Source organism: Gilliamella sp. W8136, assembly GCF_016101285.1.
Lineage (GTDB): Bacteria > Pseudomonadota > Gammaproteobacteria > Enterobacterales > Orbaceae > Gilliamella > Gilliamella apicola_N.
This window is the reverse complement of record NZ_JACFQU010000016.1, coordinates 61,110-75,342: the sequence shown is the minus strand read 5'-3', so window position 1 is coordinate 75,342 and position 14,233 is coordinate 61,110. Positions and strand designations below refer to the sequence as shown.

At 35.2% G+C, this 14,233-nt stretch carries 12 protein-coding genes and 1 pseudogene; 10 read left to right on the top strand and 3 right to left on the bottom strand.

Going from position 1 to position 14,233, the window contains the following annotated elements; translation table 11 throughout:
• Positions 1-3: 3 nt before the first annotated feature.
• Positions 4-3,465: a transcription-repair coupling factor gene (gene mfd, locus H3T96_RS11650; RefSeq protein WP_144092803.1), complete on the bottom strand. Its 3,462-nt coding sequence runs from the start codon at positions 3,463-3,465 to the stop codon at positions 4-6.
• 159 nt (positions 3,466-3,624) lie between these two features.
• On the opposite strand from mfd, the gene lolC reads away from it, so the two are divergent.
• From lolC to lolE, 3 genes are read left to right on the top strand one after another with little or no spacing between them, the layout of a single operon-like run.
• Positions 3,625-4,827, top strand: coding sequence for a lipoprotein-releasing ABC transporter permease subunit LolC (lolC, locus tag H3T96_RS11645; RefSeq protein ID WP_144092840.1), 1,203 nt, complete (start codon positions 3,625-3,627; stop codon positions 4,825-4,827).
• Positions 4,820-5,524 carry a lipoprotein-releasing ABC transporter ATP-binding protein LolD gene (gene lolD, locus H3T96_RS11640; protein WP_039126359.1) on the top strand — a complete coding sequence of 235 codons (705 nt, stop codon included), beginning with the start codon at positions 4,820-4,822 and terminating at the stop codon, positions 5,522-5,524. Before lolC ends, lolD begins: the two co-directional genes overlap by 8 nt.
• A 6-nt stretch (positions 5,525-5,530) precedes the next feature.
• Positions 5,531-6,775, top strand: a complete 1,245-nt coding sequence (gene lolE / locus H3T96_RS11635; RefSeq protein WP_198248658.1) for a lipoprotein-releasing ABC transporter permease subunit LolE — start codon at positions 5,531-5,533, stop codon at positions 6,773-6,775.
• Positions 6,776-6,834: 59 nt separating this feature from the next.
• Here the strand turns inward: lolE and H3T96_RS11630 are convergent, their stop codons facing one another.
• Positions 6,835-7,569 carry a rhomboid family intramembrane serine protease gene (locus H3T96_RS11630; protein ID WP_144092799.1) on the bottom strand — a complete coding sequence of 245 codons (735 nt, stop codon included), beginning with the start codon at positions 7,567-7,569 and terminating at the stop codon, positions 6,835-6,837.
• A gap of 51 nt (positions 7,570-7,620) precedes the next feature.
• A complete protein-coding gene (locus tag H3T96_RS11625) occupies positions 7,621-8,115 on the bottom strand; it encodes a GNAT family N-acetyltransferase (RefSeq protein ID WP_144092797.1) in 495 nt (164 codons plus the stop codon).
• A gap of 512 nt (positions 8,116-8,627) precedes the next feature.
• Between H3T96_RS11625 and H3T96_RS11620 the strand changes: the two genes are divergently transcribed.
• The 7 genes and pseudogenes from H3T96_RS11620 to H3T96_RS15125 all read left to right on the top strand — a co-directional run.
• A complete protein-coding gene (locus H3T96_RS11620) occupies positions 8,628-8,813 on the top strand; it encodes a hypothetical protein (protein ID WP_144092795.1) in 186 nt (61 codons plus the stop codon).
• A gap of 252 nt (positions 8,814-9,065) precedes the next feature.
• On the top strand, positions 9,066-9,845 hold the full coding sequence (locus H3T96_RS11615; RefSeq protein ID WP_039126414.1) for a DeoR/GlpR family DNA-binding transcription regulator: 780 nt from the start codon (positions 9,066-9,068) through the stop codon (positions 9,843-9,845).
• A gap of 332 nt (positions 9,846-10,177) precedes the next feature.
• The gene (locus H3T96_RS11610) at positions 10,178-11,320 is read left to right on the top strand and encodes a glycerol dehydrogenase (RefSeq protein ID WP_039126369.1); all 1,143 of its coding nucleotides are present in this window, start codon (positions 10,178-10,180) and stop codon (positions 11,318-11,320) included.
• Between the two features lie 11 nt (positions 11,321-11,331).
• A complete protein-coding gene (gene dhaK, locus H3T96_RS11605; protein WP_144092793.1) occupies positions 11,332-12,321 on the top strand; it encodes a dihydroxyacetone kinase subunit DhaK in 990 nt (329 codons plus the stop codon).
• A gap of 12 nt (positions 12,322-12,333) precedes the next feature.
• Entirely contained in the window at positions 12,334-12,912 is a 579-nt protein-coding gene (gene dhaL, locus H3T96_RS11600) for a dihydroxyacetone kinase subunit DhaL (RefSeq protein WP_039126374.1), read from the top strand.
• Between the two features lie 15 nt (positions 12,913-12,927).
• Complete coding sequence (gene dhaM, locus H3T96_RS11595; RefSeq protein ID WP_144092791.1) at positions 12,928-13,323, top strand: dihydroxyacetone kinase phosphoryl donor subunit DhaM; 396 nt, start codon at positions 12,928-12,930, stop codon at positions 13,321-13,323.
• A 479-nt stretch (positions 13,324-13,802) separates the two neighbouring features.
• Positions 13,803-13,982 (top strand): annotated as a pseudogene (locus tag H3T96_RS15125) (hypothetical protein); the annotation flags it as partial.
• Positions 13,983-14,233: the final 251 nt, after the last annotated feature.

Genomic DNA, 14,233 nt, shown 5'->3' with positions numbered 1-14,233 from the left:
CCATTATAATTCTTGGTGGTTAGAAAAATCAGCCAACAAATTTTTAATATATTCAATACGATTACTTCGTTCTAATTGTGAACTCAGCAATTTTAATCGATTTGCGCCCTCAAGGCGATAATTTTTTGGTGATTTTTGAATCATTTCAATTAAATAATCCACAGAAATTTTATTGTTTTTACCAAATTCAATAAAACCACCTTTTTCACCAAATTCAATTTTAGTGATCCCTAATTTGCTTGCCTGATAACGAATTTTAGTTGTTTCTAATAAAAATAGTACGGCATCGGGTAGCTTACCAAACCGATCACGCATTTCGATTTGTATATCTGTTAATTCGTCAATTGCTTCAATGCTAGCAATCCGTTTATATAACGACAGTCGGGTATTAACATCAGGAATAAAATCGTCAGGGATCAAAGTTGGTAAACGTAATTCAACTTCGGTTTGCTGGTTATTAAGAAGCGATTCAAGGGTTGGTTCTTTACCTTCCTTAAGTGATTTAACCGCATCATCAAGTAATTCAATATATAGATTAAAGCCAATCGTTTCTATTTGACCACTCTGGTCACTGCCCAATAATTCTCCCGCACCCCGAATTTCAAGATCATGTGTTGCTAAAGCAAAACCTGCACCTAAATCTTCAAGTGATGCAATAGCTTCTAGACGTTTTTTAGCATCTTTACTAAGTAGTTTTGGATGTGGCGTTAATAAGTAAGCATAAGCCTGATGATAAGAACGACCAACACGACCTCGCAACTGATGTAACTGCGCCAAACCAAATTTATCAGCTCGTTCAATGATGATCGTATTTGCATTCGGAATATCAATCCCCGTTTCGACAATTGTGGTACAAACCAGTAAATTAAAGCGTTGATGATGAAAGTCATTCATGACTCGTTCCAAGTCACGTTCGTGCATTTGACCATGACCAATGGCAATACGCGCTTCTGGAACCAATTCAGCAAGTTTTTCACTTACTTTTTCAATGTCTGAAACATCATTATGTAAGTAATAGATCTGACCGCCACGTAAGATTTCACGTAAAATTGCTTCTCGAATCACCAGATCATCGTATTCGCGTACAAAGGTTTTAACCGCTAAACGACGAGCGGGTGGGGTAGCAATAATCGAAAGATCGCGCATACCGCTCATTGCCATATTAAGCGTACGCGGAATTGGCGTTGCAGTAAGGGTTAATATATCAATATTGGCACGCATCGCTTTAATTCGTTCTTTTTGGCGAACACCAAAGCGATGTTCTTCATCGACGATCAATAAGCCAAGATCTTTCCATTTAACATCTTCTTGCAGTAGTTTATGAGTACCAATTACGATATCTACTTTACCTTCACCTAGAGCTTGAATAATCGCTTGTTGCTGTTTAGCTGTTTTAAAACGGGACAAGCTTTCAATACGGATTGGCCAGTTAGCGAAGCGATCACAAAAGTTTTCGTAATGTTGTTCAGCAAGTAGAGTGGTAGGAACTAAAACTGCGGTTTGTTTATGATTTATTACCGCCAAAAATGCGGCTCGAATAGCAACTTCAGTTTTACCAAAACCAACATCACCACAAACCAATCGATCCATCGCATAAGGCGAACACATATCGCCAATTACTGCACCGATTGCGTTTTGTTGATCCTCCGTTTCTTGATAAGGAAAAGCTTCACAAAAAAGTTCATATTGCTCTCGATCTTGCTTAAACTCAAAACCGGGTTTGCTTTCTCGCTCAGCATAAATATCGAGTAATTCGGCTGCGACATCTCGTACTTTTTCGGCCGCTTTTTGTCTAGCTTTACTCCATGCATCCGTGCCAAGTTTATTCAGTGGAGCATTTTCTTCATCCCCACCTGAGTAGCGACTGATTAAATTTAAAGATGATACGGGCACATATAGCTTAGTCTCATTGGCATAAAGTAAGATCAAATATTCTGCATTAATGCCACCTGTTTCAAGCGTGGTTAGACCCGCATAACGTCCCACACCATGCTCTAAATGCACAACAGGTTTACCGGGTGTTAATTCAGCTAAACTTCGAATGAGTGTATCGGTATTAATTGCCTGTTTATTTTCTTTTTTACGTCGAATAATTCTGCGACCTAATAATTCATTTTCAGTGATAAAGGCAAAATTATCGGATTGATTAATAAAACCTTGCTCACTTGCACCTAGAATTATACAGAAGCGATCATCAACATGATGTATTTCACCAAGTTGGTTAATCGTTGTTGGATGAATACGAATTCGTCCTAAAATTTCTTGTAACGCTTCTTTACGACCTTCTGATTCAACCGAAAAGACAATCTTACCTGTGAAATTTTCGATGAATTGATGGAATTGCCAATAGGGATCTTTTTGTTGAATAGCAATCGCAAGGTCAGGCAAATTTGAATAAGCCAAATTAACATTTTTACTAGATTCACTGATAACTTCGTGCGATAAAACCAGTCTTGGGTATTTTTTAAAATCGGCAAATATTTCGTCGGTTTTTGACCAAATGATTACAGGCTCTAATAATGGTCGCATAGGATCGACTTTACGACTATCATAACGTTGTTTAACATCTTGCCAAAATTTATTGGCATGAGCCTCAATATTGACGGTGTTAATAATGAGTGTGTTAGTTGAGAAATATGAAAACAGAGGCGTTAATGGCTCATTAAAAAAGAGGGCCTGCCAATACTCAATACCTGTTGGTAAAATATTTTTGCTGACTTGTTGATAAATACTTTCTGGCTCTAATCTGACCGGAAATCTTTCACGCCATTGGCTTCTAAAAAGTTCGATAGCGGTTTTATCAAATGGAAACTCATGGGCTGGCAACAATTGTATTTCAGTTATTTCATCAAGTGTGCGTTGAGATTCAACATTAAATGTGCGAATACTATCTATTTCGTCATCAAAAAAATCGATACGATAAGGCTTATCACTGCCCATAGGATAAATATCAAATAGAGCACCACGAGTTGCATATTCACCATGTTCCATCACTTGACTGACAGAGCGATAACCTGCATTTTCAAGTTGCAAACGTAAGTTTTCACGGCTAATTTGCAGACCTTTTTTCATGATAAACACATGCCCGCCCAAATAGCTTTGTGGGCAGACCTTTTGCATTAAGGTATTTATCGGTAATATCAAAGCACCCTTAGTCAAATGTCCTAAATGATAAAGGCAAGAGAGACGCTCAGAGACAATGTCTTGATGCGGTGAAAAACTATCATAAGGCAGTGTTTCCCAATCAGGAAAAAAGATAGCAGGATGTGGTGAAAACTGTCTCAGTTCTTCATGAATACGTGTTGTTTGTTGCATATCATCTGTAATAATCACCACTAAACCATCGTGTGCATCAATGGCTTGAGCACAAAATTGGGATAGAGATGATCCGATTAACTGCCCAATTTGTTTGACTTCACCTGATTTTTTAGGAATTAATGTTGAAATATTAAGAGTTTTTGACATGTTGATTTTGCATGGTTTCGCTGAATAATTAATGTTAGATTATAACGTAAGTATGAGGTTGTTTTCTATAACTGTTTAATCCTGTATGATAGGCACTTTGCAATTAACTCGTTAAACTTTGTCAAAAAGTTTCAGGTAATATATACGTTTATGTCAAAAATATTTCGTCCATTAGTATTTTTTATCGGTTTGCGTTATGTCTATGGGCAAAAGACTGATGGTTTTGGTCGCTTTGTGTCATGGTTATCAATGCTCGGTATTATGCTTGGCTCCATTGGCTTGATTGTTGTGTTGTCGGTCATGAATGGACTAGAAGATCAAATGCAGGGGAGCATACTAAAATTCTTGCCTCAGGCTCAGATAACCACATCGCAAGGTCGCATTGATCCTAATAAGATTGCGGGCGACCAATTTAAGAAAATTAACGGTGTTAATCATGTGGCACCTTTAGTTACAGGCGATGTCGTTTTGCAAAGTGAACAAGGTATTATGGTCAGCACGTTAATGGGAATCAACCCAGATGATGGTGATCCAATTAACGATTATGTCTATAGTGGTTCAGTATCGGATCTTGTGCCTGGGCAATATAATGTCATTATTGGATTAACCTTAGCCAATCAACTGGGTGTAACCGTTGGCGATAAAATTCGCTTGATGGTAACTGATGCCAGTCAGATCACCCCAGTTGGCCGTATTCCCTCACAAAGGTTATTTAATATCGTTGGACTGTTTTCAATCAATCATGACATCAATCAAGCCTTAATTTATGTTAACCAGACTGATGCACGTCATCTGCTTCGCTATCAAGAAGGAATAATAACAAGTTGGCGTTTGTTTTTAGATAAGCCGTTAGAGATTACCTCAGTAACAAACACTCCATTACCAGAAAGACTAGTCTTTAATGATTGGCGAGCAAAACGAGGAGAACTATTTCAAGCTATCAAAATGGAAAAAAATGTCATGGGACTATTAATCAGTTTGATTGTTATTGTGGCAGCTTTTAATATTATTACCTCGTTAAGTTTATTAGTGATGGAAAAACAAGGTGAAGTGGCGATTTTAAAAACCCAAGGTCTATCTCGATTTAAAATCATGTTAATTTTTATTATTCAAGGCGCTAGTTCAGGAATTATTGGAACACTATTAGGTAGTGCTATAGGGTTGTTACTGGCTTGTTACTTAAATGAAATCATGCAACTGTTTGGATTATCGTTTGCTGGTATTCAATTGCCGTCGCTGGTTGAACCTACACAAATTATCGTTATTGTTATTGGATTACTTATGTTATCGCTCATTTCAACTATTTACCCTGCCTATCGTGCAGCCAATATTCAACCAGCCGAGGCGTTACGTTATGAATAATTCACAAATCTTGCTTTCAGCAAAAAATCTTTGTAAAACTTATAATGAAGGCAAAATGGTCACCGAAGTTTTAAAAAACGTATCGTTTGATATCCATTCGAAATCTCTATTAGCGATTATTGGGAGTTCTGGATCGGGTAAGAGCACATTGTTACATCTTCTTGGTGGACTGGATAAACCAACTTCGGGTGAAATCATTTTTAAGTCTCAGCAATTAAATCAGCTTTCTGAAAAAGAAAAAGCTCACCTTCGCAATCAAGAGATAGGGTTTGTCTATCAATTTCACCACTTATTACCCGATTTTTCTGCATTAGAAAATGTTGCTATGCCACTCTTAATTAGTGGTGCAAAGCCTAATGATGCCAAAAAACGAGCTATGGCAATGCTGGAATCGGTTAATTTAGTTAAACGAGCAAATCATAGGCCATCCGAACTGTCTGGTGGGGAGCGCCAGCGTGTGGCAATAGGGCGAGCGCTTATCAACAATCCAGCACTGGTCATGGCTGATGAACCTACAGGTAATCTGGATAAAACCACGGCTGATTCCATTTTTGATTTATTGATAAGTTTGAATCGTGATCATGGCACGGCTTTTTTAGTGGTCACACATGATCTGGAACTCGCCAATAAACTTGATAACCAATTAATTATGCGCGATGGACAATTGTCTAATCGTTCATTAACTGAAAAAATTTAATGGATAATTACAATGAATTTATCATTAAACACTGCCATTAAGTTCCGCAAAGGACGCCGTAAAAGTGGAATGGTGTCCTTGATATCAATTATTTCCACATTCAGTATTGCCATAGGTATTGCGGCTTTAATTATTGGGTTAAGTGCAATGAATGGTTTTGAGCGTGAACTGCATAATCGAGTATTGTCCGTTGTTCCACATGGCCAGTTTTATCCCGAATATGGTTTTCTGGATAATTGGCGAGATGTTCGGGACGAATTAAAACGAAATAGTCACATTGTCTCAGCTACACCTTTTGTTAATTTTACGGGTTTAATTGAGAATGCGAGTAAACTTGGCGCGGTTGAAGTAGAAGCGATCGATCCCGATCAAGAAAAATCAATAAGTACACTTCCTAATTATGTATTAAATAATCAATGGCAAAACTTTAAAGCAGATAGTCAACAAATTATTATTGGTTCTGGTTTAGCCAAAACGCTAGCTGTAAAAGAAAAGGATTGGGTGACTTTATTAATTCCAGTATCCAGCGACTCTAATCAACTTAAACCTCCGAAACGAGTGCGTTTGCAAGTTGTCGGTATTTTGGATTTAAGTGGAAGCCTTAGCAATAATGTTGCTTTGCTCCCATTAGCAGATGCACAAAAGTTACTGAATATGGGTGACAGCGTCACAGGCATTATGGTCAATGTAGATAATGTTTATCAGGCTAGGTATATTATAAGCCAGGCAGCGTTAGCTCTGGATGAAAACTTGTCGTTTAATAGTTGGGAACAAACTTACGGCTTTATGTATCGTGACATTCAAATGATCAGACAGATTATGTATTTGGCTATGATTGTTGTTATTGGTGTCGCTTGTTTCAACATTGTTTCGACATTAGTAATTGCCGTTAAAGATAAACAACGTGACATTGCCATTTTAAAAACACTCGGTGCAACTAATCGTTTAATTAAACATATCTTTATTTGGTATGGAGTCATTTCTGGATTAATTGGAAGTTTAATCGGGGTGATTTTAGGGGTGATTTTATCATGGCAGCTATCAAATATCATGGAACTTGTGGAATCTTTGATGGGGCATAAAATCCTTAACAGTAACATCTATTTTGTTGACTTTTTACCGTCTGAAATTCATCTTTTTGATGTTGTGATTGTGTTTATTACAGCAATGTTGCTAAGTTTGGTTGCTAGCTATTATCCAGCTCAAAGAGCTTGTAAAATCGATCCTGCACGAGTCTTAAGCAGCTATTAATGAAAAACAATACCTAAAACATAAAAAAGGCGCACCATTTGATGCGCCTTTATTTTTTATTAATACCTATAACCATTTATCAAATAATCATATTGATAATGCTGATAACCCCAATATAAAATTAGACTTGCAGTGGCAAAGATTAGGACTGTTAATATTGTACAGATTTGGCTTTGATATCGAAATTTTCTCAAACAAAGCGTGATTAATCCTCCTAAGATAAAACCGGTTATTGCACCACCAATATGTGCCATATTATCAATAGAAGGTAATAAACCCAATCCAGCAGTGAGTAATAAACTCACCACAATGGATTTGATAGGCATCTCTTGTAAATCAGTACGATTAATCAATGAGTAAGCAAGTAGGGCGGTGATGATACCTAAAATTGCCCCTGAAGCGCCGCAGCTAATCACATTAATATGTATTGTGGCAACATCACTTGCTAAACTTCCAAATAACCCCGATAGCAAATAGATTCCAATAAAGGCGAATGGAGTTATTAATTTTTCTAAAATAACGCCAATACTCCATAGTGCTAACATATTCATAGCAAGATGTGCTAATCCTACATGCATGAAAATATTAGTCAAAAGGCGCCAATATTCACCAGAAAATGTGAGTTGGGCAACATCAGCACCCCAGTCAATTAAAAACTTACTTTGACTAAAATCTGATAATCCTCGCATATCAAGAAGTCGAGAAATAATAAACCATGCAACATTAATTACGACTAAAATGCTGGTAATTTTGGCTTGATGATATAAAAATTGGAAATATTTTAAAAAGCTCATGTGTTGAGTTTTCCTATAAAAAAACAAAATAGATAAAAATAGATTGGTGATTTAATCCAGATGCTTTCCTAAAATAACTAAATCACGTTTAACGCCATCAAGTTCGGCAATTTTAGGTAATAATGCCCATTGTTGATAATTCATTTTTTTAAATAGATTCATGCTAGGAAGATTATGTCCAAAAACATAGCTGAATATGGATTCAATACCAGCTTGTTTGGCAAATAATTCAATGCGTACGATGGTTGTTTGACCGATTTTTTTCCCTCTAAAATCCTCATGTAGGTACAAACTAATCTCAACTGTTTTTTCAAAAGCTGCACGACCATAAAAAGAGGATAAACTTACCCAACCACATGGTTGATTTGAATATTTGATTAACCAAATGGGTCGATTTTTAGGATTATGCTGATTAAACCAAACTAAACGACTTTCAACTGACACCGGCTGCAAATCGGCTGTAATTTGACGGCTAGCAATGGTAGAGTTATAAACATCAACAATAAAGGGCAAATCGTCTAAAGTGGCATCAGTATAGGTAATCATAAAAATAAAAATAGTGGTTAATTATAACTCATTGTAATGGTTTTAATGCTGGCAAGCAATATTTGTTAAAAACGATCTAACTCTGAAAAAATCATAAAGTCATTCAGAATGATACACCGAAATGTCGTCTAAAATTTTATGTAAAATAACGTTATAATTACTCTCATTAATAACTTATACAATTTAAATTAATTCTTTTAGATAATCAGTTTGTTTCACACAATTACATCCGTATTTCACCTGATAATGTTTTATTGCTTGGAAGTATATAAAAACTCTTGCTGGAGTGGTGTTTTGCTATTAATGGTATCTACCCATAGGGCTTACCGCTTGACCAAAACCAATGAAGCCAATATTTGCTATTTTTCACTTCTTAAAGTTCGATTTAGTTCTCTTGGTATTATATTTGTAATTTTTATTGAATGGAGTGATCTCGATTACTTTCGCTAAAATTTCTTTAAATTAAAATTAAACGAATATTTAAGAATGTAAACGAATATTAAGAATGTTTTATGATTAAAATTGTTTGCTTAGATTTAGCAGTACAAAATGGTATTTATTATATTAATGATATTCCGAAAGTTAATGGCAAATTTATTGCGAGTAATTACAAAGAAATAGATGGAGGATCTACAGCAATTACAGTTGTTGTCATGACTAAACTTAGTGATAAAAATTGTATAGGGTTAGAAAAGTAAAATTTACATTGCAAAAAAGCATTTAAAGTTGATGTAGTAGATATAACTAGAGTTTGAGATGTTTTCCAATCCACATTTGCTTTTGCTCTTGTTAATTGGATATTCAACCTTTAAAGTAGTAAAATTCTCACATGCTGTTGTAGCACTAATATGTAATAAAGCTGGTGGTTGTGCAGTAATACCGTCAATTAAACAAATAAATGAATTTTTAACTAAACATCAAAGATAAATATAATTAAGGAGTAGTCTGTGGTGGAATATGTAGAATTAACTGGAAATCCAAGACATGACAAATTGATTTCTCTTGTTATGTCAAAAGGATACATTAGTAATGAAGAACTAGCCAAAATTCTAAATGTAACACCACAAACTATACGACGAGATATTCGTCAATTGAGTGATGCAGGTATAGTTTCTCGACATCATGGTGGAGCAGGAAGAATTTCAAGTCTCATGAATACTGAATTTTCTAAACGTGAAACAGCATACAAAGAAGAAAAAACGATTATTGCCAATGAAGTCGCTAATTTTATTCCCGATGGTGCTACTTTATTTATCACTATGGGGACAACTGTTGAGTTTGTTGCGAAAGCCTTAAAAAATAAACATAATTTGAGAGTAATCACTAATAGTATAAGGGTTGCTAATATTTTATATCAAAATAAAGGATTCGAGGTCATAACATTAGGGGGTATTTTACATTCGCATAATGGCGGTATCGTAGGTCCAAGTGCACTTTCATTAGTGAGTAGTTTTCGTGCTGATTACCTTATCACAAGTCTTGGCGCGGTTGACTACGATGGTGTTTTATTGGATGTTGACATAAATGAAGTTGCTGTCGTCAAGGCAATGATTGAACATTCACGTAATTTTATTTTAATCGGTGATCATACAAAATTTCATTCATCAGCCGCTGTCGAAATTGGCAATTTAAAACAAGTTTCAACGTTTATCACTGACAGTAAACCCCCCGCTAATATAATTAAAATATTAAAAGAAAATAAAGTAGAATTAAGAATCGCTAAAAAGTAGCGATTTTTTTCATAAACACCAATATCGTTCTTCTGCTATAACTTCACCTCTTATTATGAGTTAATGAAAAGAATATTAGACGCTTCCATTCATATTCATAAAGTCTAAATCATTTTTCTTTCAGGTTTTTATTTTTTAATTTTCCTTTTCTTACTGTGATTCTTTTCATACAAAAACAATTTTTAGAGATCAATATTATTCTTTTTTGATTAAAAGTTTGCGCTAAATCACAGATCCGGCACAATTATGTTGCGTTTATTTTGGTTTTTATCATTAATATAACAAGTTTGTGATCTTATTTGTTTGGTATGGTTCGTTGTTTGGAGGCAATTATGAGAAAAGCATTTATATCACCGTCTAAATATGTTCAAGGTGAAAATGAATTATTAAATTTAGGTTATTTTGTAACAAGTTTTGGCAAAAAAGCTTTATTAATTGGTAATCAATCAGATATTGATCGAGTTCGTAAACAACTTGATTATACGGCAGAAAAATACAATTGCTTGTTTGTTACAGCTGGATTTAATGGTGAATGTTCACGTATAGAAGTAGAACGTCTAAAAAAATTAGCTATCACAGAACAATGTGATTGCACAATAGGTTTAGGGGGCGGTAAAGCTATTGATACAGCTAAATGTGTGGCAGAAGGTAATGCCGTTATTATTGTGCCAACGATAGCTGCAACTGATGCTCCAACCAGTCATTCAGCCGTTTTATATACTCCTGATGGGGCGTTTGATGATTATGCTTATTTCAAACAAAGTCCAAGCGTTGTACTTATTGATACTCAAATTATTGCTCAAGCACCTGTTCGGTTTTTAGTATCAGGAATGGGGGATGCACTTTCAACATATTTTGAAGCGAGAGCAAATCAAAAATCTTATGCCAATATTAATGCGGGATTACCATGTGGAGTAAGAGAACAATTGTGCGATGGAGCAAAACCAACTTTAGCTGCTTTTGCTCTTGCTACGCTATGCTATCAGACTTTATTAAAAGACGGTAAAAAAGCTAAAGCTTCTTGCATTGATAAAGTAGTCACTCCTGCATTGGAAAATATCATAGAGGCTAATATTTTGCTTTCAGGACTTGGTTTCGAAAGCGGTGGTTTAGCTGGTGCTCATGCTGTTCATGATGGATTAACCATCCTTGAAGAAACACATCATTATTATCATGGTGAAAAAGTTGCATTCGGTACTTTAGTTCAACTTATATTAGAAAATTCACCAGAAGAAGAGCTTAAAGAAGTTTTAGATTTTTGTTTATCAGTTAATCTTCCAGTTTGTCTTGAAGATATTGGCGTAAAAACCATTTCAGACCAACAGCTCACTGAAGTGGCAGAAAAAACCATTATCCCTGAAGAATCAATTCATTCTATGCCATTCCCGGTTACAGTTGAAGGAATTAAAGCGGCAATTTTACTAGCCGATACTATTGGTAAAAACTACAAAACAACTGGCAAATTTGTGAAATAGGAGCTAATACAATGAAAAAATTGATCAACAATCCCTCAGATATCGTTAATGAAATGATTGATGGTTTAATTGCTAGTAGTCCTACGTTATTAGAAAGAGTGGCTGATTCTCAAATAGTCATTAGAAAAAATTTAGGAATTGATAAAGTAGCAATTATAAGTGGAGGAGGCAGTGGTCATGAACCTGCTCATGCTGGTTTTGTTGGTCAAGGAATGTTAACTGCTGCTGTCTGTGGTCAAGTATTTACCTCACCTACACCCGATCAAATTTTTAACGCTATTAAAGCCGCTGATTCAGGACAAGGGGTATTTCTTGTAATAAAGAATTACTCTGGTGACATTATGAATTTTGAAATGGCAAAAGATATGGCTGAAATGGAGGGTATCAAAGTCGATAGTTGTATCGTTGATGATGATATTGCTGTTGAAAATAGTACTTATACCCAAGGTAAGCGCGGGGTTGCTGGTACTATTTTAGTTCATAAGATTTTGGGGGCGGCCAGTGAACAAGGTGCCAGTTTAACTGAAATCAAACAACTTTCAGAAAAAATTATTCCAAATATTAAAACAATTGGGGTGGCATTTTCTGGCGCAACCGTTCCCGAAGTTGGTAAACCCGGCTTTGTTCTTGCTGATGACGAAATTGAATATGGTGTTGGAATTCATGGTGAACCGGGATACAGACGAGAAAAACTACAATCTTCAAAATTTTTAGCTCAAGAACTCATTAGTAAATTAAAAGCAGCATTTCCATTTCAAGAAAATGACCAATATGCAGTTTTGATTAATGGATTAGGTGCCACTCCATTAATGGAACAATATGTTTTTACCAATGATGTGTTACGTCAATTAAAAACAGAAAAATTGAATGTAGTATTTACACAAGTCGGTAATTATATGACAGCAATTGATATGGCTGGCGTTTCTTTAACTTTAATGAAGATCGTAGATGACGAATGGCTCAAAAATCTTAATTACCCTGTAACGACATTAGCTTGGTAAAAGGAACAAATCATGCTTGATACAAAAAATGTTTTAAATTGGCTAAATGATTTTGCTAATGAAATTCAAAAAAATAAAACTTATTTAACTGATCTAGATACACCAATTGGCGATGGTGATCATGGCAATAATATGAATCGTGGCGTAATCGCAATGCAAGCTGAACTCGCAAAAGCGTTGCCTAATTCAGTTTCTGAGATTTTTAGAATAACAGCGATGGCACTCATGGGAAATATTGGTGGTGCTTCAGGTCCGCTCTATGGCTCTGCATTTATGGAAATGGCTAAAGCTGCTAAAGAAACCGATGAATTACCTCTCATTATTCAAGCAGGACTTAATGGCATTCTCAAACGAGGTAAAGCCGCATGTGGTGAAAAAACGATGGTTGATGTGTGGACGCCTGTTTGCGAAAATCTTTTATCTAAACAATTAACGCAACAAATTATTGATATTGCCGTTGAATCAACAAAATCAATGATAGCAACAAAGGGACGAGCCTCTTACTTAGGAGAGCGTTCAATTGGTCATCTAGATCCTGGTTCTGTTTCAAGTGGGTATTTGTTCTCATCGATGCTAAGAAATATTCAGTAAACAAGGAAATTAATAATGATAAGTTTCATTCTTGTATCTCACAGTAAGAAAATAACGGATGGTTTGAAAGAGATGATTGATCAAATGGCGTTGAATCAGGAAAACGTGACTGTTTTTTCTCTTGGTGGAACGTCAGATGGAAATCTAGGAACAGATCCAATAGCAATATATGAAACTTTTCAAAAGCGCAAATCCGATGATGCCATTCTCGTATTCACTGATATAGGCAGTGCCGTAATGAGTTCAGAAGCAGCCATTGATATGCTTGATGATGATGCGATTAAACAAAAAATTCATATTGTCAATTGCCCATTGGTCGAGGGGGCCTTTATGGCTGCTGTTCAAATTGAAAATATTGATAGTCTTGAATCAGTTTTTGAAGAATTAAAATCAATAAATAAAGAATTTTAAAATGATTTGGTAATGAATGTAATTAGAGGTAAATCAGAATAATGAGTTAGATTAATACCAAAGCACATAATCGTTGTTTAGAAACTGACCAAATCTTTGAATATGGCAGAAAGGCTGTTATACCAATAGGTTTTGGATGGATAGGTAATAATGGTAATGATCGAGAAGAGATGAATACTTGACTTCGAATTACCGCTCAAATGATTCATTTGTATTATCCCTTAAATCCGCTTCGTTTCAATTGGTTCGGTTTTTATTGGCACTATTATTGTCCCAAACCTTGTTAAATATATCGATAAAGTTTGGTTATATATTATTGGATGCGTAATTTAGGCTGCTGCTGATTTAACGGCTTTCTTTGTTGTCAATTCTCCTTTTGCATTTGTTGCTTTTGCACTTTAGCTTACTTAGGTAGTTCTTTTATTTATACTCTCAATTGGGCTTTAATATCTGATGCTGTTAATTAAGGTGAATGGAAAACAGGAATTCGTGCTGAATGTCTTGTTTATTCATCTTATCCTTTTTGGGGTGAAATGTTACAAGCTGTAGCTGGGTTTATACCAAGAATTGTTTTAGCTTTAGTAGGGTATGTGCCAAATGCAGAACTAAGCGAAAATGCATTATTTGGAATTCGCAATCTTATCTATATTTACTCTTAAGTATTAGCAATATTGGCAATTGTCTTTATATATTTCTTCTATCCTCTTTAGAATGATGAGTACGAACAGATTATTAATGAATTATCTAAAAGTAATGCCTGAATATAAAGAACTTTTTTGATTATTTATACTATCAAATTGAAGCAGGAGAACTTATTTAATAATCCTGCTTTTATATGTTTTTGACTGTATGATTTAATATTAGTTGTATTATCTAACTAACTCTAAAGATTATTAAGAATAAAGCGGGA